The sequence below is a fragment of the Streptococcus sp. 2021WUSS126 genome (assembly GCF_044427255.1).
GTDB lineage: Bacteria > Bacillota > Bacilli > Lactobacillales > Streptococcaceae > Streptococcus > Streptococcus hashimotonensis.
The window spans coordinates 1-24,462 of record NZ_JAOTGI010000012.1 but is presented as its reverse complement, the minus strand read 5'-3'; the positions used below and the strand labels follow the sequence as shown (position 1 = coordinate 24,462).

19 protein-coding genes are annotated in these 24,462 nt (G+C 40.4%); 3 read left to right on the top strand and 16 right to left on the bottom strand.

Annotated elements, in window-relative coordinates; translation table 11 throughout:
• Position 1: 1 nt before the first annotated feature.
• Both ODU39_RS06135 and acnA read right to left on the bottom strand, forming a co-directional pair.
• Positions 2–1,120, bottom strand: a complete 1,119-nt coding sequence (locus ODU39_RS06135; RefSeq protein WP_398580099.1) for a citrate synthase — start codon at positions 1,118–1,120, stop codon at positions 2–4.
• Positions 1,117–3,786 carry an aconitate hydratase AcnA gene (gene acnA / locus ODU39_RS06130; protein WP_398580098.1) on the bottom strand — a complete coding sequence of 890 codons (2,670 nt, stop codon included), beginning with the start codon at positions 3,784–3,786 and terminating at the stop codon, positions 1,117–1,119. Before acnA ends, ODU39_RS06135 begins: the two co-directional genes overlap by 4 nt.
• Positions 3,787–4,172: 386 nt before the next feature.
• Here acnA and nrdH point away from each other — a divergent pair, with 386 nt between their 5' ends.
• From nrdH to nrdF, 3 genes are all read left to right on the top strand, one after another.
• Positions 4,173–4,391 (top strand): glutaredoxin-like protein NrdH, encoded by a 219-nt coding sequence (nrdH, locus tag ODU39_RS06125; protein ID WP_004299071.1) that lies wholly within the window; start codon positions 4,173–4,175, stop codon positions 4,389–4,391.
• Positions 4,392–4,423: 32 nt separating this feature from the next.
• Positions 4,424–6,583 (top strand): class 1b ribonucleoside-diphosphate reductase subunit alpha, encoded by a 2,160-nt coding sequence (gene nrdE / locus ODU39_RS06120; protein ID WP_029751857.1) that lies wholly within the window; start codon positions 4,424–4,426, stop codon positions 6,581–6,583.
• 305 nt (positions 6,584–6,888) lie between these two features.
• On the top strand, positions 6,889–7,848 hold the full coding sequence (gene nrdF / locus ODU39_RS06115; RefSeq protein WP_002936057.1) for a class 1b ribonucleoside-diphosphate reductase subunit beta: 960 nt from the start codon (positions 6,889–6,891) through the stop codon (positions 7,846–7,848).
• A gap of 265 nt (positions 7,849–8,113) precedes the next feature.
• On the opposite strand, the gene ODU39_RS06110 is transcribed toward nrdF, so the two are convergent.
• The 14 genes from ODU39_RS06110 to ODU39_RS06045 form a co-directional block, all read right to left on the bottom strand.
• The gene (locus ODU39_RS06110) at positions 8,114–9,115 is read right to left on the bottom strand and encodes a LacI family DNA-binding transcriptional regulator (RefSeq protein WP_029188556.1); all 1,002 of its coding nucleotides are present in this window, start codon (positions 9,113–9,115) and stop codon (positions 8,114–8,116) included.
• A gap of 94 nt (positions 9,116–9,209) precedes the next feature.
• A complete protein-coding gene (locus tag ODU39_RS06105) occupies positions 9,210–11,186 on the bottom strand; it encodes a heparinase II/III family protein (RefSeq protein ID WP_398580097.1) in 1,977 nt (658 codons plus the stop codon).
• A gap of 256 nt (positions 11,187–11,442) precedes the next feature.
• A complete protein-coding gene (gene hylA / locus ODU39_RS06100; protein WP_398580096.1) occupies positions 11,443–14,958 on the bottom strand; it encodes a hyaluronate lyase in 3,516 nt (1,171 codons plus the stop codon).
• Between the two features lie 93 nt (positions 14,959–15,051).
• Positions 15,052–15,360, bottom strand: a complete 309-nt coding sequence (gene yajC, locus ODU39_RS06095; RefSeq protein ID WP_024399466.1) for a preprotein translocase subunit YajC — start codon at positions 15,358–15,360, stop codon at positions 15,052–15,054.
• Positions 15,361–15,366: 6 nt separating this feature from the next.
• On the bottom strand, positions 15,367–16,182 hold the full coding sequence (locus ODU39_RS06090; RefSeq protein ID WP_002936073.1) for a PTS system mannose/fructose/sorbose family transporter subunit IID: 816 nt from the start codon (positions 16,180–16,182) through the stop codon (positions 15,367–15,369).
• Positions 16,169–16,945, bottom strand: coding sequence for a PTS mannose/fructose/sorbose/N-acetylgalactosamine transporter subunit IIC (locus ODU39_RS06085; RefSeq protein ID WP_002936077.1), 777 nt, complete (start codon positions 16,943–16,945; stop codon positions 16,169–16,171). Before ODU39_RS06085 ends, ODU39_RS06090 begins: the two co-directional genes overlap by 14 nt.
• Before the next feature lie 18 nt (positions 16,946–16,963).
• Positions 16,964–17,455 carry a PTS system mannose/fructose/N-acetylgalactosamine-transporter subunit IIB gene (locus ODU39_RS06080; RefSeq protein WP_024412368.1) on the bottom strand — a complete coding sequence of 164 codons (492 nt, stop codon included), beginning with the start codon at positions 17,453–17,455 and terminating at the stop codon, positions 16,964–16,966.
• Between the two features lie 9 nt (positions 17,456–17,464).
• The gene (locus ODU39_RS06075) at positions 17,465–18,655 is read right to left on the bottom strand and encodes a glycoside hydrolase family 88 protein (RefSeq protein ID WP_105178646.1); all 1,191 of its coding nucleotides are present in this window, start codon (positions 18,653–18,655) and stop codon (positions 17,465–17,467) included.
• 11 nt (positions 18,656–18,666) lie between these two features.
• Complete coding sequence (locus ODU39_RS06070) at positions 18,667–19,101, bottom strand: PTS sugar transporter subunit IIA (RefSeq protein WP_032505021.1); 435 nt, start codon at positions 19,099–19,101, stop codon at positions 18,667–18,669.
• A 286-nt stretch (positions 19,102–19,387) separates the two neighbouring features.
• Complete coding sequence (locus tag ODU39_RS06065) at positions 19,388–20,029, bottom strand: bifunctional 4-hydroxy-2-oxoglutarate aldolase/2-dehydro-3-deoxy-phosphogluconate aldolase (protein ID WP_024399468.1); 642 nt, start codon at positions 20,027–20,029, stop codon at positions 19,388–19,390.
• Positions 20,030–20,039: 10 nt separating this feature from the next.
• The gene (locus ODU39_RS06060; RefSeq protein WP_205014820.1) at positions 20,040–21,041 is read right to left on the bottom strand and encodes a sugar kinase; all 1,002 of its coding nucleotides are present in this window, start codon (positions 21,039–21,041) and stop codon (positions 20,040–20,042) included.
• A gap of 16 nt (positions 21,042–21,057) precedes the next feature.
• Complete coding sequence (locus ODU39_RS06055) at positions 21,058–21,699, bottom strand: RpiB/LacA/LacB family sugar-phosphate isomerase (protein ID WP_002936092.1); 642 nt, start codon at positions 21,697–21,699, stop codon at positions 21,058–21,060.
• A gap of 50 nt (positions 21,700–21,749) precedes the next feature.
• A complete protein-coding gene (locus ODU39_RS06050) occupies positions 21,750–22,565 on the bottom strand; it encodes a gluconate 5-dehydrogenase (protein ID WP_105135053.1) in 816 nt (271 codons plus the stop codon).
• A 930-nt stretch (positions 22,566–23,495) separates the two neighbouring features.
• Positions 23,496–24,462: IS110 family transposase (locus tag ODU39_RS06045; RefSeq protein WP_398581436.1), on the bottom strand; the 967-nt coding region annotated here is incomplete at its 5' end.

Sequence of the window (24,462 nt, the reverse complement as noted above, 5' to 3'; positions counted from 1 at the left end):
TTTACCTCTTTCCAATCGGGATGTAAACCAAATTCCTACCACCTAAGTAGGAAGAGCGCGGACGAATCAATTTATTATTTTTCCGTTGTTCCTGGACATGTGCAATCCACCCCGCCATACGGCTCATTGCAAAAATCAATGTAAAAATATCACTATCAATACCTAGCACATGGTAAACTGTCGCCGAATAAAAATCTACGTTTGGAATTAAACCTTTTTTGTTTTTAATAAAGCTCTCTACTTCCTCTGACAATCTATAAAATGCTTCATCATCTGTTCCGAATGTCAAATCACGCGCCATCTCCTTCAAATACTCTTGACGAGGATCAACCGTTTTATAGACTCGATGGCCAAATCCCATAATTTTTTCCTTCGAATCCAGCTTCTTCTGCAAATATCTCTCGGTATCACCACTCTCACGAATAGCTAGCAACATGTCAAACACTCGTTCATTTGCACCACCATGCAATGAGCCTTTCAGAGTCCCAATTGCCGTGGTGACACAAGAATATAAATCCGTTAACGTTGATGCCGTGACACGCGCAGCAAAAGTAGATGCATTCAATTCATGATCAGCATGAAGCACCAAAGCTTTGTTAAACGCTTTGATTTGCAAATCACTCGGCTCCTCACCATTCAGCATATAAAGAAAATTCGCCGCAAAACCCAGATCAGACTGCGGTTCGATTGGAACCAATCCGCGTCTCAAACGAGCAAATGTTGCAATAATCGTCGGAACCTTGGCCATAATCTGAATAGATTGTTCATACAAAGCTTCTAACGAATTCTCTTCAGCGTGTACATTATATACTCCAAGGAGAGATACTGTCGAACGCAATACGCTCATAGGATGCAAATGTCGCCGCGATTGAATCAGAATACATTGCTCTACCGCATCTGAAATCGCATATTCTTTTCGCAGGCTTTTCTCAAAATAATTTAATTCAATCTGAGTTGGCAAATGCAGGTTCCACAGAAGATAGATGACTTCCTCAAAAGAAGCGTTATTCTCCATCAATTCAGCAATGTCATATCCTGCATAGGACAAGCGGTCATTTTCAATTGCACTGATTCGCGTATCACAGGCAATCGCATCTTTTAACCCATTCGTTTCTGTCATACCTTTCCTCCTAGTTTCTTTCTTACTACCATAGGTAAAATACCTCCGTGGCGATAATAACGAATATCCGCCTCCGCATCAAACCGCACCAGAGCTTGAAACTCCTTTGTAACATCGTCTGTTTGCGCATGGACTGTTACAATTTGACCAACACCGACATCTTCTGGCAAGTCGATTGTATAGCTTTCGTGTCCAGTCAAGCCAAGACTTTCTGCCGACTGACCTTCTAAAAATTGTAAAGGAAGAACACCCATCATCACTAAGTTTGAACGGTGAATCCGCTCAAATGACTCAGCAAGAACAGCCTTCACACCAAGTAAACTTGAACCTTTGGCTGCCCAATCACGGCTTGACCCCATCCCATAGTCTTTACCAGCAATAACAATACTACCGACACCAGCTTCCTTATAACTCATAGCCGCATCATAGATTGGAAGAATCTCATCACCAACTCTTGTCCAACCACCAATTTTTCCATCTGCCAGCTCATTCTTTATACGAATATTTGCAAAAGTCCCACGCATCATGACTTCGTGATTTCCACGACGACTTCCATAAGAATTAAAATCCTTATAAACAATACCATTCTCTTCGAGATAACGAGCGGCTGGACTCAATCGTGCAATATTCCCTGCCGGGGAAATATGATCTGTCGTTACAGAATCGCCAAATTTAGCCAAAACAGATAAATTTTCCAGTGGTTTTATGGATAAATCTGCCTGCATATTGTCAAAATAGGGCGGATTTTGAATATAGGTAGAAGAGGAATTCCAATTGTAATTCTTATCTGTCTTTGTTTCAATCGCATTCCAAGCCTGACTATCTGTAAATACCTGTTGGTATTCTTCCTTATAAAGGTCACGAGTCACATAACGCTCAATGTAGTCGTCTACCTCCTCACGACTTGGCATAATGTCCGCAAGGTAGACAGCTTGTTGCTTCTCACCATACCCCAGCGGATCCCTTGTTAAATCTACATTCATATTCCCCGCAATAGCATAGGCAACAACTAGTGGTGGACTCGCTAAGAAATTAGCTTTTACCAATGGATTAATCCGTCCTTCAAAGTTACGATTTCCAGATAATACCGCAGAAACCAATAAATCTTCTTCCTTAATCGCCTCTGCTACTTCAGGACGCAGATCACCTGAGTTACCGATACAAGTTGTACAACCATAACCAACCAAATTGAACCCTAAGGCATCTAGATAGATCTGCAAACCTGATTTTTTCAAATAGCCAGTCACTACTTTTGAGCCTGGTGCCAATGACGTCTTGACCGTCTTAGAAACTGCCAAACCTTTTTCTACCGCATTTTTTGCCAGTAATCCTGCCGCCAAAAGGACATACGGATTGGAGGTATTTGTACATGAGGTAATCGCCGCAATAGCAACATGACCTGTTTGAATTTGCTCCTCTCCTTCAACATACTTAACCGTGGCTGTTTTATCTAACTCTGCTTCCTCCAAACCAAATCCACGCACACCTACTTCACGTATTAAACTAGCCTGAAACTCTGCTTTTGCATCTGTTAGTTCTATCAAATCTTGTGGTCTTTTAGGACCAGAAATAGATGGAACTACTGTCGATAAATCCAATTCTAAAACCTTGCTATAAGACGGAAAACGTTCAGCATCATAGAATAAATAATTAGCCTTAACATAGGCTTCTGTCAACTCCACGTGCTCCTCCGAACGGTTGGTCAATCTCATATAATGTAAAGTTTCTTCATCAATCGGGAAATAGCCACAAGTCGCACCGTATTCTGGAGCCATATTGGAAACAGTTGCTCGATCCGCTAATGTAAGAGAAGATAAACCTGGTCCAAAGAATTCGACAAACTTCCCAACTACATTTTCCTGACGTAGAAGTTGAGTGACCTTAAGAGCCAAATCCGTTGCAGTAGCAACCTTAGGCAATTGCCCAGCTAGGCGAACACCAATCACCTCAGGGATAGGAAAATAAGATGCTTCACCCAACATTGCAGCTTCCGCCTCAATACCACCTACACCCCAACCAAGTACACCAAGACCATTAATCATGGTCGTATGACTGTCTGTACCAAACATAGAATCTGGATAAAGCAAGCCATCCTTGTTGATAATAACATCGCTTAGAAATTCAATGTTTACCTGATGGATAATTCCTGTCGCTGGAGGCACAGCACGATAATTTTCAAAGGAATTCTCTGCCCACTTCAGAAATTCATAGCGTTCATTATTTCTCTCGAACTCTAAGGCAATATTTTTCTCCAGAGCATCTTCAGTCCCAAAAAAATCAACTTGAACAGAGTGGTCGATGACTAAATCCACTGGAATTTCTGGGTTAATCAATTCAGGGTTTCCACCTGCTTTCACCACCGCATCACGCATGGAGGCTAAATCTACCACAACAGGAACACCTGTAAAATCTTGCAAAATAACACGACTAGGTTTAAAGGGGATTTCTCCTTTAGGAGATGCAGCCTGATAATGAAGCAACTCCATTATGTGATTTTTTGTAACATCCACACCATCTTCTTTTCTGAAAAGACTTTCTAATAAAATACGAATGGTATAGGGAAGTGAATGAATATCCACTTTTTCTTCTATTGAAACCGAATCCAATGCATAATATGAATATTCTTTCCCTTTATGAAACAAGCTTTTTCTATGTGATTTTTCCATATTTTATAACCTCTTTCAGCATTATTGAATAGTATAGTACAAAAGGTAATATATATTCAATACATGTATAACCATAAATGTTACATTTTGTAACATCAAATATTTCCTTCAAAATATTATGACATTTGTAAAAAAGCTAATCTATATTTTACTGAGAGATTGTTAGGGTTATCAAACTAAATAGAAACAGCTATGTAAACGCTATTTTTCGACTTAGTGGCAATGAGCGGAGGTACAATATATGGTGTTTTATAAAAATATTGTGCACTATATTTTGTGATTTTAAATAAACTTCCTTCTTGACTTTAACCTTAAAATCTTGTATCCTAGATTGGTAACAAAATTGGGATTTTTTATTAATCCCTCATGGACAAAGGAGAAATTGAATGGTAACGATCTATTCAAAAAATGATTGTGTACAGTGTAAAATGACCAAGAAATTCTTGGACCAACATAGTGTAGATTATAAAGAAATCAATCTAGATGAACAGCCTGAATTTATCGATCACGTAAAAGGTCTCGGTTTCTCAGCTGCACCTGTTATCGAAACTGAAAATGATGTTTTCTCAGGTTTTCAACCAGGAAAACTAAAAGCCTTGGTTTAACTCCCTACTGTTTATAGAAAGAGATTGCGACTATGAGTTTAAAAGAGCTAGGCGATGTGTCCTACTTCCGTTTAAATAACGAAATCAACCGTCCTGTTAATGGGCAAATCCCACTCCACAAGGACCAAGAAGCGGTTAAGGCCTTCTTTAAAGAAAACGTCCTCCCAAATACCAAGCAATTTGATAGTATTTTAGACAAAATTGCTTATCTATTAGAAGAAAATTACCTTGAAAAAGAGTTTTTGGACCAATACAGTCCAGAATTTATCATCAAAATTGATCAATTCTTGAAAGACCAAAATTTCCGCTTCAAGTCTTTCATGGCAGCTTACAAGTTCTACAATCAGTATGCCCTCAAAACAAATGATGGAGCCTATTACTTGGAAAGTATGGAAGATCGCGTTCTCTTCAACGCCTTGTATTTTGCAGAAGGAAATGAAGAGTTGGCCTTGAACTTGGCTAACGAAATGATTCACCTTCGTTACCAGCCAGCAACTCCTTCTTTCCTCAACGCAGGTCGTGCCCGTCGTGGTGAGTTGGTATCATGTTTCCTCATCCAAGTCACTGACGATATGAACTCGATCGGACGTTCTATCAACTCTGCTCTGCAATTGTCCCGTATCGGTGGTGGTGTTGGTATTTCCCTCAGCAACTTGCGTGAGGCAGGTGCTCCAATCAAGGGCTATGAGGGGGCGGCTTCTGGGGTTGTTCCTGTTATGAAACTCTTCGAAGACAGCTTCTCCTATTCTAACCAGCTTGGGCAACGCCAAGGGGCTGGGGTAGTGTATCTGGATGTTTTCCACCCAGATATTATTTCCTTCCTTTCTACTAAGAAAGAAAATGCCGATGAGAAAGTTCGTGTGAAGACCTTATCACTCGGTATCACCGTTCCTGATAAATTCTACGAATTGGCACGTAAAAACGAAGATATGTACCTCTTCAGCCCATACTCAGTTGAGTTGGAATACGGTGTCCCTTATAGCTACCTTGACATCACAGAAAAATACGATGAATTGGTGGCAAACCCTCGCATTCGTAAGACAAAAATCAAGGCACGTGACTTGGAAACAGAAATTTCCAAACTACAACAAGAGTCTGGCTATCCATACGTTATCAACATCGATACTGCCAACCGTAGCAACCCTGTTGACGGCAAGATTATCATGTCCAACCTCTGTTCAGAAATCCTTCAAGTTCAGACACCGAGCGTGATCAACGACTCTCAGGAATACTTGACTATGGGAACAGATGTGTCATGTAACCTTGGCTCAACCAACATTGTCAACCTGATGAAATCGCCTGACTTTGGTCGTTCTGTCCGTACCATGACTCGTGCCCTGACCTACGTGACTGACCATTCGCATATTTCTGCGGTGCCGTCTATCGAGGCTGGAAACGAACGTGCTCATTCTATCGGGCTTGGTGCTATGGGACTTCACTCTTACCTGGCTCAGAACTTGATTGATTACGGTTCAAAAACTGCCGTAGAATTTACCAACATCTACTTCATGCTCCTCAACTACTGGACTTTAGTAGAATCAAATAACATTGCCCGCGAACGCAAGGCAACCTTCCATAATTTTGACAAATCAAAATACGCAGACGGCACTTATTTCAACAAGTATGTGACTGGGGATTACCAACCACAATCCGAGCGTGTCAAAGAACTCTTTGAAGGGATTTTCATTCCAAGCGGACAAGATTGGGCTGACCTACGTGAGAAAGTCATGGCAGATGGTCTTTACCACCAAAACCGACTAGCTGTTGCTCCAAACGGTTCTATCAGCTACATCAACGATGTCTCTGCTTCTATTCATCCAATCACACAACGGATTGAGGAACGCCAAGAGAAGAAAATCGGCAAAATCTACTATCCAGCAGCTGGCTTGGCAACAGAAACCATTCCATTCTACAAGTCTGCCTACGATATGGATATGCGCAAAGTCATCGATGTCTACGCTGCTGCAACAGAACACGTCGACCAAGGTTTGTCGCTCACTCTTTTCCTTCGCAGCGAACTTCCAAAAGAACTCTATGAATGGAAAAAAGAGAACAAACAAACTACACGTGACCTCTCTATCCTTCGTAACTACGCCTTCAACAAAGGTATCAAGTCTATCTACTACATCCGTACCTTTACCGATGACGGCGAAGAAGTCGGCGCAAATCAATGTGAAAGTTGTGTGATCTAACGTAGCAAGATTAGCTGTTGATAAATCAACTAGCTAATCTACGCTAACCGCTATCGGCGGATTAGCTAGCTACCTCACTAACTCCGAAACTGAAGAAATATCGTCTTCAGTTTCTACGTGTCGTAAGACATTGATGCTAAAGCATCAAATGAATGAACGGTACTGACTACCTTACGACACTGTCGTTCATGATGTGAAGCAACTAATGAGCGCTCGATTACAAATCCCTTTTAGGGGATTTTTTTACAGGCTACTATCTATTTGTGATATAATATTTGAAGTATAAGAAAAAGAAAGAGAATATGATGGAAACCTACTACAAAGCCATAAACTGGAACGCCATTGAGGATGTTATTGACAAGTCAACTTGGGAAAAGTTGACCGAGCAATTCTGGCTCGATACACGTATCCCATTATCAAACGACTTGGATGACTGGCGTAAACTTACTGCTGAAGAAAAAGACCTGGTTGGTAAGGTCTTTGGCGGTTTGACCCTCTTGGATACCCTTCAATCTGAAACAGGTGTCCAAGCTCTTCGCAACGATATTCGTACACCGCACGAAGAAGCTGTTTACAACAACATCCAATTCATGGAGTCAGTCCATGCCAAGTCTTACTCTTCTATCTTCTCAACCTTGAACACCAAGTCTGAGATTGAAGACATCTTTGAATGGACCAACAGCAACGAATACTTGCAACGCAAGGCAAAGATTATCAACGAAATCTACGAAACAGGTACACCACTTGAAAAGAAAGTAGCCAGCGTTTTCCTAGAAACCTTCCTCTTCTACTCTGGTTTCTTCACGCCACTCTACTACCTTGGTAACAACAAATTGGCCAACGTTGCGGAAATCATCAAGCTGATCATCCGTGACGAGTCAGTTCACGGTACCTACATCGGTTACAAGTTCCAACTTGGTTTCAATGAATTGTCCGAGGAAGAACAGGACAAACTCCGCGACTGGATGTACGACTTGCTCTACCAGCTCTACGAAAACGAAGAGGGCTACACACGCTCCCTCTATGATGCAGTTGGCTGGACTGAGGAAGTCTTGACTTTCCTTCGTTACAATGCCAACAAAGCTCTCATGAACTTGGGACAGGATCCACTCTTCCCAGATTCAGCAGATGATGTCAACCCAATCATCATGAACGGTATCTCAACCGGTACATCTAACCACGACTTCTTCTCCCAAGTTGGTAACGGCTATCTTCTTGGTGAAGTAGAAGCTATGACAGATGATGATTATTTATATGGGTTGTAGATCTGGAAAAATATCATTTCTATTTTTCTGGTTTAGAAATCTGTTGAGTTTTAAATCATATGTATGATATCGCTATCATAATTCATAATATTGATATACCATCTTAAGAAGATTGGTATAAAAATAGGAATTCTCCCACCAGTTAAGGGAAAATTCCTATTTTTTTGTATATATTAGGCGAGTCAAGGAGGATTTCAGTGAGCTCTCAATCCGAATATCCTACTTCGTTCTGCTCCTCTTCCTAAGAAGTAAAATTTAACTTAACTTAGAATGTAGATTCTTTCCAATGAACTGTACAATCTAAAACCTGCTGTCGTTCCACTTGGTTTCCACCCTCAATCTGATTGATCAGCATCCTTGTTGCTTGACACCCTTCTTCAAAAGCGGGTTGAACAATGGTAGAGATAGTAGGGGATGAAAAATTTGTCCATTCAGTATTGTCAAACCCCAAAAGACCAACCTGAGGAAAGTCATATTTAAGTTCTTTCATAGCATTAAAAACTAAAGGTAACGCCCAGCAATTCGGAACGAACACTAAGGTCTTTTCCTGAGGATTTACCACCCCTTGAAGAAAACGTTTAATTTCCTCTATGTCCGTATTTTCATCTGCAATTGTTAAATCTTGATAACTTTGTTTACAATCTAACAAAGCATCCATAAACCCTGTAGCTCGTTCAATCCGTGTACTTAAGCGACTAATGTCAGCTGTAATAAGAATAAATTTTTGATAGCCATTTTCTACACATAGTTGAGTTGCATCATAGACAGCATCGTAATTATTTGTCTTAATCCAACTGGTACGATGTTCGTAAAGTTGACTGTCAAAGAAAACCATATGCTTTTTCTTATCCTCAATAATGCGCGAATATTTTCTAAAATGCGATGTCGGCTGAATAATAAAACCATCTACACCCAACATCAGCATGCTCTCAATATACTTATCTTCGCTTTCTTGATTGTAATTGCTGTTTCCGATGATAACTTGATAGCCACTCTTATGCGCTTCTTCTTCTATACCTTTGACAATTTGATTGGAAAATGTATTTGTAATATCTCCAATCAATACTCCAATCAACTTAGTATTTTTTGAATTTAGGCTCCGCGCAACAACGCTGGGTTTATAGTCTGTTTCGCGAATGACTCTCTCAATTCTTTCGCGTGTCTCTTTGGACATCTTTTCATATTTACCATTTAAGTAAAAGGAAACTGTTGTTTTTGAAGTCTGAGCCAGTTCTGCAATATCTTTGATGGTAAACTTCTCTGACACCTTACCGATACCTCCTTTTATTACTTTATTCTATCATACTATCCGTACTTTATCAGTTATTTTGCACAGAAATGACTGTATTTTTCTGTCCCTTCTAATTTTTGAGTCGGACAACTTGTCTCTTATCCCTATCCACTACTAAGCACTTACCTCTCAACTTATAACCAGCCACTTGAAGTAATTTCTCTCCCTTATATATATCATTATCAGAAACCACTAACAGAATATTCATTCCCTTTCCTTGACAGCTAAAAGCCAAACCACTTTCTATCAAATGATAGTCTGTTTGGTAAACTGGCAATTGCTTGACACGAATTGCTTCATCTGCTAATAGAGTAAATGTAACTAATCGATCTCGAAAACTCTCTTTTTTGACCAGTTTATTGGTCTCTACTAGTTGGTTGTATCGGGGAGAACGCACGGTTTTCTGGATTTCAAAATCCTTTTGGCTATATAGCCGAAGATCATTTAACTGCTCTTCTCCAATCTTGACCCTTTCATCTAAAATCAATTGACTGGTCAACTCATGCTGGCCTGAGCAATCAACGCTATCCACTATCAGCAATAAATCACCTCCAACCATAAGGAGCTGTCGTTTATGCCAGTAAGGCAAGCCTTGGCTGGTCTGAGCCTGATAAATGCCCTGCATCCAATGACAGCGTTCAAAACCCTTATAACTGTGACTAATAAACTGAGGATATGTGTCATATTCCCATGAACCCTTTATCTGCTCTGGAGCATTGTCATCAAGGATACAAGTGCTGTGAGCCCAAGCACTTTTAAGCAAGTAGCGCTCCTCGCATTCACGGTAGCTGAAACGACCGCTGTCAATTACGATTGGTTGTCCTTTATGGTAAAAGCACAAGCTATTTTGGTCAGAGTGGCTGTGGGCACTTCCCATGGGACCGGCCTTGAAACATAAATAGCTGTCCACTTCTTTGACAATACTGTGACCTGATTCAGAAAAATGTTGTCCCCCTGACGAGCTGGGTTGAGCGGTCAAGTGTTCAAATATGCGCAAGCCATTTTCTCCGACCAAGAAGAGAACGCCTAAATCTAGCTTGGAATTATCTACTAGGTAGGTGCCATCTTCAAAGAAAATCGCAGTCATCTGTAAGATGTCAGAAGTACAATGAACATCGCTATCGCCAAGAGCCACACTTTTACCATCTGGTCCCGTCATCTGTAAGACATAGTCTGCCATCTTTTTCAAAATAGGTGTCCACTGTTTTCGATAATCTGGCAAGCTGAAAGCTAGTCTTAGCAAGAGTTTATAAACTTCCACATGGTAGAGAAAAGACTGCTCAAACTGAGTTCCATCTTCCAATATCTGAGTTTGAATTTGCTCTTCGATTTCCTGACGAGCAAAATGGTGAAGCTCTACTAAATCCACCTGATCGCCGATATAAGCATGGGCCAAGAGCATTGCGCCAGTCTGGAAAATTCCCCAATTACTCAACGTATCTTTGGCACGGTAATGACTGTGAAGATAAAATAATTGTTTTTGAATGGATACTAACAGTTGGCTACGCTCAGCTTCACTTAGTCCGCCCCAATCAATTAAAAATGGGAGAATATTGAGCCAGCTTAGACAGCGGATAGCCGTATCTAAGGTGCGACTGCTCGTTCTTTTAGGATGCCAATCTGTCACTTGTTCTATCCAACTAAAGATAAACCGTTTAACCTGCTCCATGTAGCGCGAATCTTTTTCAACCAGATAGGCCAAAACTAATTTCCACAAGTATTCCTGCCGATTGAGCATAAAGGTCCATTCCTCATCCCCATGGCAGTCGGCTGTCCAGTCAAGAGGAGCAAGATGATACCCGACTGAACAAGGTTCCATATCCCAATTGTCTTCAAAGATAAAAATATCATTTAATAAATTTTGACAGGAAAGGAGAAGCTCTTTATAAGCTGCATCTTGTTGATTGAGAATATAGGTTTTGACCGACTCTGCTGACTGATTAGCTACTATTTTTTCGAATATTGTTTGCATAACAAGTCCTTTCTCTATCGCTTCTCCAAAAGAAGAGAGGCTGGACAAAGCCCAGATCCACTCTTCAAAGTTCATATCAACATCTCAGCGCAGTGATTGATCGGCTTTAACAGTTCAGTGGACTGTTAAAGGTTGGAGATAGGAGTTCCAAAACAAATCTCAGCAATTCGTATTTCACACTCCAAATCTGATCTAATCAACTATGCGGGGGTGAGGGTGAAACAGTCTGGGAATAGACTGTTTCAGCTCAACAACTAGAAATAAAGACTTGTTGACGAACTTTTTTATCCGTCGAGTTCTTTCACGCTCCCCCTTCACCCACGAATTTCATTTAGGAGTGCGATCTGCGACACTTGAAATCCACCACTGCCCCCAAGGTTAGCAAACCTAAGAAACCAAGACCTAGACTTGCTTCTTCTCCTGTCTGGGGCAGACGGGGCTTACTCGGCTTTGTTTTTTCAGCGGCATGATGAACCACTTGTTTCACCTCTGAACTTGGTTGGTTTTCCTTGAGTTGTTTTTCTTCTTTTTCTGTTTTTTCGACACTTCCAGTTTGTTTATCAGAACCTTCTGGCATAGTAACCTTCCAGACAGTGGATGGATAAGCCGCCGTTGGCTCCATCTCAACAGTCAGACTGGAACCTGCCTTTGTCAGCTCAATGCCATTCTTTACGGTTCGGGTAGACGGATTGTAAAAGGCGATGCGATAGCCACCTTCGACTTTCTGAATGGTATACAAACCGGCATCTGTTAAGGTAATATCATCTGTCAGCTTGTAGGCTGTATCCGTGTATTTCACAACGCCCCAGACATTCTGTTCTTGGTCGTATACCACTTGCAAATCCCTGTCTTGATGAAGCAATTTCACACTAGCAGCTGCCTGATTTACTTTTTCCATAGATTGGTTTGGAACAAGGACATAAGCATAGTTACTTGATGTTTGTGCATGTTCATGCCATAGGCTAACAAAGGAATTGCTCACTTCTTCTTTGGACTGATTGTGGTTGATGTCGCTCCATTTGCCGGTTCGCTGATCTAACTTGGCATGAGTCGGCAATTGGTTCAAGAAGACATAGCCGATGGACTGATTGTCCTTGCCATTGGTCATGTAAAAGGATTGAGTCTTATCTGTCACTACTTCTTTGGACAAATCAACTGGCTGGCCATTTATGTAATAGCTATATTTTTCTCCGGTCAAGAGTTTACGATTTTCAATCGTTGTCACGGCGCCTTGAGCAGATTGATGCTGTATATCAGTACCTAGGAAAACAATCTTATTTCCCAGAACAATCCAAGCCTTACGAGCAGTCAGACTATTGTTCCAGTTATTGAAATCCATTGCAATCGTCGCCAAGCGGTTGCCTAACTGGCTTGCTCCAACAAAGTCACTTGCAAGAGTTACCTCGCCACTGCCGTCTTCTCGTTTGTCCTTGGTCGTTGTCGTTCCCGGTAAGCGATACGGGTCAACTGTTGCCCAGTAGTGGTTACTGTAATGACTCAAATCATCATTGTAGAGGTAAAACATACCATCTGCTGTATACCAACCCTTGCGGTTTTCATTGTTCATATCTTCATAGTTTTGAGTTCTAGAAGAGTACATGGACAAAGCAAAGGTAAAGCCTTCTTGAGCACTTCGATAAACAAACTTATCCATATTGTTGAAGGCTGCAATATAATCTTTATCCACTTCAGCAGGGATTTGATTATCAGCTAAAAGCTTGTTGACCAAATCAATATCCTTATAGGATTTGAGGCTGCGGTAGCTGTCATAGAAGGTATCAGAGGTCAGCTGCGCCTTAACAAAGGAGAGAAGTTTGGTTTTTTGCTCAGGCTGAGCCGATTCTGCAATGCGGACCAAAGACCTTAAAATCTCCATGGCCTGAACATGTGATTCACCAGTTGCCCGACTGATGGAACGACCGCGGGTCATATCCATCAATTCACCGCGAACCAATATTGGCATAAAGGCTTTTTCAATCCATTCATAAAGAATGTTGGTCTGTTCTTCCTTGAGGGCAAACTCCGTTGGCTGAATAACTGGTAGTAACTGTGAAAAACCTTCAATGAGGACATTTCCGTACGCTCCTGTGTAGGCAACATTGGTGTGGTCGATAAAGGAGCCGTCCTTGTAGAAGCCCTCTCCCTTATCTACAAATTTCATAATCGTTGTCAAACCTTGCGCACCAGCCCTCACACGGTCAGCATCTTCGCGAAGAGCTCCTTCCAAGATGGCCACCTTGCTCAAATCCGTCTGATTACCACCAACTGCTGGGACTGGATTGGTCAATGTTTTACGGATAGTGGTTGGATCTGGTACAAATTTCGAAATCGGTTTGGTATAGGTTAGAATCTCCTCCTGACTAAAGTAGGGATACATGTAGATTAATGTATTGACAACTGCACGCGGAGTCCCAATTTCATAATCCCACCAATTCCCATCAATTGACTTATTTTCATTATAAACATTGGTGTAAAGCCAGTTCATTCCTTTTCTGACCAAATCGATAAGTGAGCGGTCGTGGTAATAGGCTGAGTCTGGATTCTCAACTACTTGGACCATCTGCTCCAAGCGGCGATAGACCGTTGTCAGGTGGCTGGATTTACTAAAGTCAATATCGTTGAAAATCGTTTTGCCCTGCTCTGTTGGTTCAACCCATTTTTTAAGAGAAGAAGCTACGCCGGCATCTAAACGCCCTAGAAAGGCTTTCATCTGAGTATCATTAGATTGGTAGCGTTTATTGGCTAAAGAAATATCTTCCCAGTTGTTCCTTAAGGTATCAAAGACTGTTGCTTGATGCTTCGTAACTGTCAGCTCGAAACTAGATAGTTTGGTGTCTTTATCATAAATATCTACCTGAGTTTTTCCAGCCACAAGCGGACGAATCATATTTTTCTCCACAGTGGCCACAGTCGCATTCGCAATACGATAGGTCAGGTCTGGGCGAACAGGCAGGTAAACCTTATTGCTGGCAAGGGTAATTTCCCCTGTTTCAGGTTGGACAAGTTCTGGGCTTGACTCTGGTGTTTCTGGTGTTTTTTCAGCATATTCTACCAGCGAGATGTTATCCAGCCAGGCTTGGCCTATACCATTCTCAAAAAACAGCTCCACCTTCAATTTACGAGTTTCGGGAGAAACTGTTAACCCTTTCTCCACCTTTCTTTGTTGTGTACCAGCCACAAAATTTGTGAAAGTAAATTCTTGCTGGCTCAAATCCTTGCCTTCTGCAGTCAAACTGCGCAAGCGAACACGAACACCGCTCCCCTTCAGATCCTTGGTTTCGACATCATAGCTAAAGAGATAGCGCTTGCTAGGATCTACATCCACTGTTTGGTACACCGCCACTCGGTAAGTATTTGTTGAAGAAATATGAAGTTTCCCATCATCAATAGAAACAGCTCCATTTTCTTTTTTAATATCATTCGGAATCCACGTTTCCCAGTCTGTAGCAGCCGATTCTTTCCAGTTTCCTGATGGTGCCGTTGTACTGATGAACTCCCCATTGGCTACTAGGTTCTTCTCTTCTTTTGTCGCCTGAACAGCTTGCGGACTGGCAACAGTTTCTACAGCGGTGCTTGAAGGCTGGCTTTCTGTTGACGTAACAGGACTAGCTTCAGAGCTGACCTCACTTGTCGTTACTGGTTCTGTCGTATGATTAGCTACTTCTGTCGCTTCTGAAGTGGTTTCCACTAACTGACTGGTTTGTGGACTAGCTGTTTCTGTACTTGGCAACTGATTGGCTGCAACCCTTGTTCCCAATATAGACAGCGCAATAAGAGCTGAACAAACTCCAATTTTATATTTACGAATGCTATAATATCGCTTCGTTTGACTGGTAAAAATCCCCATTGGTATTTCCTCTCCTTTTTTATACAGTGTAAAACAATGTTACTACAACATTTTTTATTTCGCAATCGCTTTTCTCTCTTAAAGAAAGAAGAACTACTTCGTAAAAAGTAGTTCTTTGGCTTTTCCCATAATCGACTCTTTTTCAACGTAAACAATAATGCCTTTTGCAATCTGTAGTTCTACCAAGCTATCTGTTAGTTTGATAATTTTACCATGCAGTCCAGAGAAGAGGATAACCTCATCTCCAGCCTGTAAGGTTGATAAGTAGCGTTGGCGTTTTTCCAGTTGCTCCTCAAGAGCTTTTTGTTGTCGTTTACGATTGACATAAGACGTAAGTACAGGAAGTATGGTCGATAGAGCTACTAAAATAATTAGTGCATAGTAGAGTGTTTGTTGATCCATAATTGCTTATGCAAGGATGCCCAACCAGCTACCCAAAATACCGATGATAACGGTCAAGATAACCAATTTATAAGTAGTCCATTTCTTGTTCTTGATGAGATAATAAACTAAAATCGTAAACAAGGCAGGAAGCAATGCAGGGGCAATCTTGTCTAACATTCCCTGGATGGTTACAATTTTCTGATCTGCTCCTTCTGTTAATTCACCCGCCGCAAAGGTAATTGGCACCGAAATTTTTACAAAGGTTACTGCTAAACCAGAGATAACTGTCACACCGATGATATTAGCTACCTTAGAAATTGTTGCCATTTGGTCACTCAATTTATCAATCACACTGGTACCAAATTTATAGCCATACAAACCAGTCAACAACTTGATAGAGGTCAAGATAATGTTCATTCCAAGGAAGAAAAGAATCGGTCCCATAACCAGTCCTTGACCTGCTAGAGAAGCAGCAATCGTAGACAAAAGGGGAGCTAATACAAATTGTGAAAGTGAATCACCAATCCCTGCCAACGGCCCCATCAGTGCCATCTTAATCCCACGAGTCTCTTCTTCTGGGAGATCATTTTCTAACATGACCAAATGAAGACTAGTAATGAATGGAAGAAAATGCGGATTGGTATTGTAAAACTCACAGTTTTCTTCTAAAGCTTTAGTTAATCCTTCTTTGTCGTCACCAAAATGCTTCTTAAAAGCTGGATACATGACATTTGCATAGCCAATCCCTTGATAATTACTGTAATTGAAACCATTCTGCAAGAAGAAGGCCCGTAGAGATGTGTTGAGATAATCTTTTTTAGTTAGTTTAGATCCAGTCATCGTGTGCTTCCTCCTGTTTCACTGCCACTTGTTCTGGTTTATTAAAGAATTCTTTAAGTGCAAAGATACTACCGACAATTGCGATACCAATTACAGGCAGTTGTAGATAGGCTGCACAAACATAGCCAAGCAATACAAACGGGATCAATTCTTTCTTAGCCATTACAGACAAAATCATTGCAAAACCGATAGCTGGAAGCATCTTACCTGCTACACTCAATCCGGTTAATAATACTGGCGGAATCATTTCAACCAATTTCAAAAGAGTATCCATTGAATAGGCACCCAAGAAACCGAGAGCAAATCCTAAAAAGGCGAAAGTAATCACTGTACCATTTGCAACACGTTTAAATTTAGAAAGGTTTCCTGCACGAAGATGTTTGATAGCTGATTCTGGAGCACCCGCATGTAGAGTATATGCTGAAGTTTGTAAGAATTGAATACCTACCGCAATAGGTGTTGAAAGTGCTAAAGCTGCTTCTGGTGTTACTTTTCCAGCACTTGTAATAGCCATCAAAGTACCAAAAATACCAGGTCCGATTGGATTTGGAGGAACGGTCCCCCCAGCACCAACACCAAATCCCATGTATGCCAGCTCACTGATAGCACCCATAGCTAAAGCCGTTGGTAGATCTCCTAAAATGATTCCGACCCCAAAAGAAAGCACGATACATCGGTTTGTGTAAAGCCCCAATAATAGACCGCTAAAACAGAAAGCTGTCCACAGACCAATAAGAGCTGCTTGAATTAGACTGATCGTCATGATAATTCTCCTTATTTTTTAAATATAATCCAATATATTAACTTCAACTGCCCCATCATTACCAGAAGGCGTTGTCTTTGTGTTGAAGCGAATCTTATAAACATCGTTCAACTCTCTCACTATAGCCTTATCTTCTGAACCAAAAAAGATAGACCGTGTTACTTGCGTTTTTCCAGGCGCATTATGAATATTTCCAATATTTAATTCTGTGATTGGCACTCCACCTTTAACCAAAGTTAGTGCATCTTGCAAATCTTTAATAACTAAGAAAATAGTTTGAGCAGGATTAGCCTTATGAATCACATCAATCACTTTCTGCAAAGGGAAGAAACGCATAGCTACTGAATCTGGAATAACCGTTTTCATTAATGTCTGCTGAATCTTATCCTCACTAACCTTATCATTTGCCACGATGACAGTATTACAACCTAAGGATTTAACCCATAGTTGTCCCTGTCCATGAATTAGTCGCTCATCAATACGAGCCATTACAATATTTGGTGTTGCCATTTTAACCTCCTACCAATATAATTCCCAATCTTTATAAAAACGAAGCAAAGCTTCTAAGTAATAATAATCGCCCCAAGTATTTCCTTCATTGACACCTTTTCCTGAATGCCAAGAGTAGACCCCATGTAGAAGCAATGGGCGACCTGGAGCTAACTCACGGTTAGCATAGTTATCAATCAAGGACCGTAGCATCGTGTGCATAGCGTATTTATAAGTTTCCTTGTCCTCATCAACTTCTGGCAAATATTTAAGCATCTCGTGAATACCACAAACCGCTATTGCTGTCGCAGAAGAATCACGAGCGTGCCCACTACCATCATTAAAAATTAAGTCCCAATAGGAAACGTTATCCTCTGGCAAACGGTTAAGAAAGTAGTTGGTTACTCCTTTAAACAAATTTAAACATGCGGGATCTTTAATTTTACGGTAAGCTAACGGAATACCGTAAATACCCCAAGATTGACCACGCGCCCAGGAAGAGTCATCACTAAATCCTTGTCGAGTAACCCCTTTGAGCGGTTTTCCTGTTTCAGGGTCAAAGTAATAGGTATGGAATGTTGAAGCATCATCTCGAATAACTGTATTAACAGAAGCGTAGAAATGACTAAGAGCTACATCATAATATTTCTGCTCACCTGTCTCCTCATAAGCAAAGAAAAGTAATTGTAAATTCAACAAACAATCAATAATCAGTCGATAATCTTCTGCTTTACCAAGTTGCCCCCAGGCCTGAATAAAACCGCCCTTTTCTTGATAGCGCTCCATTAATTTATCAGCAGCCAAGAGCGAAGCTTCTAAAGCCTCTTTGCTACCTGTCAATTTATAATCAGCTACCGTTGATGGTGAATACAGGAATCCCAAATCATGATGATCTAATTCAATTCTTTGTTTGACACGTTCCAAGAAAGATGCCGTATTCTTTTTTGCTAACGCTTTCATTTTGTTGTTCAAAGAATACTCATGTCCTAACCAAAGCGCGCCCGTCCAAAAACCATTTGTCCACTCTGTATTATCCATCTTTGGATAATGGTTATCAAATGTGGCCGGAGTCGGGAACGACTCACCAAAATATTCACAATTGATAACAAGTTGTTGAATCGCCAATTCTATTGCAGCCTCAACTTCTTTCTTACTCAATAGAGTGGAATTTCTAAACTCTCTTTTTTTGGCAATTGACTCAATCAAAACGTCCTTAATCATGTATTTCTCCCTCATATACCATCTTCAAATAACTCTTCATCATGGTTATCCTCTGCTAACAGACTGACAGAATCAACGATTCCATCTTTAGAAGTGGTAATCAATTTACCAACCAATTGTTCTAAATCATCTGTTAACCGTGAAAAATTCGCTTCCAAAATCATCGCAAGATTTAAACCTGAAAGAACGACAACATTCTGCTCTTTCTGTTCTGCTGCTAATTCTACACTAACTTTAAAAGGCGTACCTCCTAGTAAATCAGTTAAAATCAAAACCTCTCTTTCGCCTAATATAGCTGCTTTGATGCGTGCTTTTAGTTCTTGCGCCGACATTCCTTCACTAAAATCAATTGCCTCAATATTCTCCACCTCTCCTGCAATTAACTTTAGTGAAGTAAGAATCCCACTAGCAAACTGTCCATGAGCAACGACAATCACTTTAATCATAATTCTCTCCTTTTAACTTTACCGGTTTACCTACACTTTGTATTGTAGACTATTGACAACCACTTGTCAATAGATTTTATAAAAAAAATGTAAGCGTTTTATATTTTGTTGGACTTTTATTTAAAAAATATTCTCCAGCTCCCTCTTTTCATAAACAGGAGCACCAAATCTCTCCATGTTTCCGTTCAAAATTTCCCCTGTAACATCTCACTTTCTCCCACATTCAACCCCGTTGGAGGCAGGAGAAAGTGAAAACGTTAAAATACAGTCCTTATTTTGAAATAAACTACTTCATCTTATCTCTAACACTTGTATAAGAGGACGCTAATTCTTGAATTGTACCGAACTCTCCTTTAGTAGCTAATTGATTAAATTCCCCACCAATACCAAGAACAGTTGCACCAGCGTTAAACCATTCTGAAACATTATTAAGCTTTACTCCACCGGTTACCATGATTGAAACATGCGGTAATGGTCCTTTGATTGCAGTAATATAGTTTGTCCCCAAAACACTACCAGGAAACAGTTTAACCATTTCACAGCCTGCTTCCAAAGCATTTGTAATCTCCGTTAGAGTCATACAGCCCGGAAGATATGGCACTGCATAAAGATGACAGATTTTTGCAACTTCTATATTAAAAGATGGTGAAACAATATAACTTGCTCCCGCCATAATGGCTTGCCGGGCCGTTACAGAATCTAGAACCGTTCCAGCCCCAATTAAAACAGAAACATCATCTTTATGGCATCGACTAAGTTCTGTAATAATCATATTCGCGTCAGGATTTGTATAAGCAACCTCTATAGCTGTAATTCCTCCTGCAATACAGGCCTGTGCCGTCTTAAATCCGACTTCTTTGTCATCTCCTCTAACGACTACAACAAGCCCTTGCTCCTTCAATTTTGAAATAATTTGTGATGGACTCATTTTTTCTCCTTTATCGTATAATGTCATTTTTCCCCTCTAATAAAGACTCAACTTTGCTAAGAGATTGCCGCATGTGATCCCCTTCTATGCTGCATTTATAAGTTCCGCTAGCAACAGCAAAATCTAAAATCGCCTTTAACGACGTCCTCTCTAACAATTTATATAATGCCCCAGCAACAAACGCATCACCACTGCCAACACGTTGTAACACCTGAGTTTTCAATTCTTGAGAGCAACAAAATTCATCAGCTAATCCGTAAGCCTTATATAAATTTCTGCCTAGTTCATCTGTCTGCCTAATCGTATGGAAGATTGCTTGAAACTTATAGGCTTCCTTTAAAGTTTGCATCCGTTCTCTTATTGTATGGACAGTAGCCGTATCTCTTTCAAATAATTCCCAATCTTTTTCATTAGCCATAATAGGTTCCAGACCAAAACAATAGTCTGCATAGGTCGCAAATTGCGAGAACACTTTTTTTGCATCTCTTAATCCAATCATCTTAGAACGCCAATTAAGATCCATCGAAATCGGAATTTTACGACGCTTTGCTTCTTTTAATACTTGAACAAGCCATGCCCTAACAGCTGAACCAATGGCCACGGTGATACCACTAAAGTGAACCAAACCAACCTCTAAAAATAATTGATCCATATCAAAATGATCGACTTGAATAGCTTCCAAACTAGACTGCCCCCGATCATAGTAGACTTGACTAGAACGGCAACCAAATCCTGCTTCCATGTAGTATACTCCCACACGTTCCCCCTTACGTTGAACACTGGAAGTATCAATCCCTTTCCCATCTAAGAAATCTAAAAATCTATCACCTAGAGAGCCTTGTGGTAGTGCGGTCAAAAGCTTGGTTTCACATCCAAATCCTTGAAGATTACAAGCGACATTGATTTCTGAACCTCCAAAAAACACACGACTTTCTACACCATCTGTCAATTCTTGATAGTTTGTTGGTGTAATGCGAATTAAAGGTTCACCAATCAGTAATACCTTCTTCATAACCGCCCCTCACTCTTTAACTTTCTAATACTGTTTTTAAATATGCTGCAATTGACTCGTCCTGACAGTTGGCAAAGAAATATTCTTGGAAATGTTCACCTGAAATAGTTTCTTTCAAAAAATCTTGATCAATTTCTTGAAGTACTGTCAGTAAGTCTTTATAGGTGACTGCTTTCATTTCATTCAAAATACGGGCATTTCGTTGTTCTGGAATAACGCGTTCACGGGGATAACCGCCCCCCATTTCCTCTGCAAACAGTCGCTCAAAAAGTAATTTGAGATTTAATTCAGCTCCCCAACCGAATCCCTTTGCAAATGGCAGAGACAAAGCATTTCCTCCATTTATCTGTGAAAAGAGGTATGCATCCGTCGGATCTACCGCAAAGCCACAAACTACCCCTGGAAAACTATTAGCCGCCAACATGGCACCTACCCCCGTGCCACAACCTGTAATAACAAAATCCGCTGCCTTACTAACTAGAAGGATTGAAGCCAGCAGACCATTTTGTACATAAGTCAACTGACTTTCTCCCTCTTTACCATACATTCCATAGTTAAAAACATGATACCCTTTAGCATCTGTTACTGACTTCAATGTTTCAAAAATAAGACTATTTTTAGCCGCCTGACTATTTTCATTAATAAGTGCAATTTTCATCGTTTTTTCCCTTCTTATATCAAAATTTGTTAAATTTGTTAATTCGTTTATTACGCTTCCGGCTGTTTACCAATGTAAGCTAGAATTCCTCCATCAACATAAAGAATGTGCCCATTCACAAAATTACTAGCATCACTTGCTAAAAAGACTGCTGGACCCATCAAATCCTCAGCTTCACCCCAACGAGCTGCAGGGGTCTTCGCGATAATAAATTGATCAAATGGATGACGAGAACCATCCTTCTGGAGTTCACGTAACGGAGCTGTTTGTGGAGTTGCAATATACCCAGGACCAATGCCGTTACATTGTATATTGGCTTCACCGTATTCCGAAGCAATATTCTTCGTCAACATCTTAAGCCCACCTTTAGCCGCTGCATAAGCAGACACTGTTTCTCGTCCTAACTCACTCATCATGGAACAAATATTGATAATTTTCCCATGTCCCTTTTTAATCATAGATGGAATAACCGCTTTAGAAACAATAAACGGAGCATTTAGGTCAATATCAATAACTTGACGAAATTGAGCTGCTGTCATTTCAATCATTGGAACCCTACGAATAATACCAGCATTATTCACTAGAATATCAATAACTCCAACTTCTGATTCAATTTGAGCAACCATAGCCTGTATTCCATCCTCATCAGTTACATCGCAAACATAGCCATGCGCATTAATACCTGCTGCCCTATAGGCTGCCATTCCCCTATCAACCAACTCTTGATTAATATCATTAAAAACAATTGTCGCCCCTGCTTTGGCATAGGCTGATGCAATCGCAAAGCCAATCCCATACGATGCTCCTGTTACCAATGCAATTTTTCCTCTCAGAGAAAATTGATCCAATGAAAATTGCTGATTCATATTCGTAACTCCCTTGTATTTTATTTTTTAAAGCGTTTACAAATTGTATTGTAATATAGTAAACCGGTTTTGTCAACGATTTTTATCATTTATTTTAAATACTTTCAAAACGAATCTTGATATAATCTTATAAAATTCGAGTATCTTCATTCCCCAAGCAATAAAATATACTTAGCACAAATATGATTTTCTTCTTCGATTTTATCAATCATTAGTAAACATTTTACATGTCATTATTCATATACTATCCAAAATGGACTATACTACATTCACGAAAGTAAACCATACAAAATGGGAGCGGGAAGTGATACGACTGACTCCCTTACTACCAATTTCCCACCTCAAACAATCTCCAGAATATTCGAAAAATCAACCACTCCTCCGAGATGTTAACAGGAACTCAAACACTAACATTTTTACCCTGTGTTTACTACTCTAAATAAAAAATACCCTGTTGCAACGTGCAACAAGGTACCATCTATCTCAATCATATATTCTGTAATTCATTTTATATAGTCATATCAGTTTATCTTTAATTACTTCGACGAGCGAGGAAACGTCGTTTCCTTATTTCCAACCTAGAACAGATTTTAGGCTGTTCTAGCAACCTGTAGCTATTGAGGCGAACTTGTTTCGCCCTATCTCCAGCCTTCAAAGGCTCCCGAACCTTTGAAGCGAGTACTAAAAGCAAACTAAATGACTGATATGTAAAGCCCTTTGTCAAGTAAAAACAATCGAACTGATAAAAAATGAAAAGTATCTAGAAAGAGCCTAGTTCTTAGCTTCGGGCATTGGCCACTCTGATATTCGTGGATTGGTTACCTACAGGTCAATGGTTCTGCCGCGAGTCCTACTCTCTATAAGCGTGTATCACAATTGTGCCACTTAGTCATTTCGTAGATAACTCAAACCTTGAAGTCCTAAACTCCTTCAAGATACTCTCCATTCAAACATTATTTCAATCCTTATTTCTGTCATCATCCCCCAAATAAAACCAGATAATTCCCGTGCAATAGCTGTTTTAGCAACATTTTGTTTCTTATTTTTTCCTAGAACAAGTGTGCGATAACGTCTTCTTAAGCGTTCATTAGCCTTATCTGCATAAGCAATCACCTCCACTCGGTTTCCACTTTGTCTCCTTTTCAATTCTTTGGATTTATACCCAATCGTTCCCTTAGCCAATGATTGTGCAGCTTCTATCAGAAGTCGTCTCACATAGCTATTCCCAACTTTGGTGATAGCACCTCTTCTCTCCTTGTCGCCGCTAGAATTTTCGCTAGGAGTTAGCCCAAGATAAGAAGCAAAATGTTGAGCTGTCGCAAAGCGGTTAAAATCACCGATTTCCGTCACAATGGAAAGAGCGGTTAGTGTTTTGACGCCAATAAAGCAAGAAAGCTGAGAGATCTTCTCTTGATAACTGTCGCTTTGAGCCAGTTGCACAATTCGCGCATCATACCGTTCTATTTGATCTACTAATTTCTCATAGGTCAATAGGTATTCTGTCAAAATCTCTGCGTAAAGTCCCTTAGGATTTAGAGAATGGAGCCAGCGGACATGTTTCTGTGTCCAATTACTGCTTCCCTTGGTATAGCGAAAATCATGTCGGAGACAGAAGGCAAAAATTTGTTGTTTGATTTTCTTCAGAGCCACTTTGTGGTCTGTTCTCATGCGGATATATTCTTTGACTTGTTCATCCTCAACAGTAGGAATATGAACAGGCCGATAGCTACGAAAGGCCAGAGCTTTTGCGAGCTGAGCTGCATCTTTTTTATCAGTCTTAACACGCTTAGATCCTTCCTTCATCACCGTTGTAGGCGCCATCACGATACAGGGAATCCCGTGAGCTTGTAGCTGGTGATATAGGGTAAATCCAAGACATCCGGCTTCGTAGCCACAT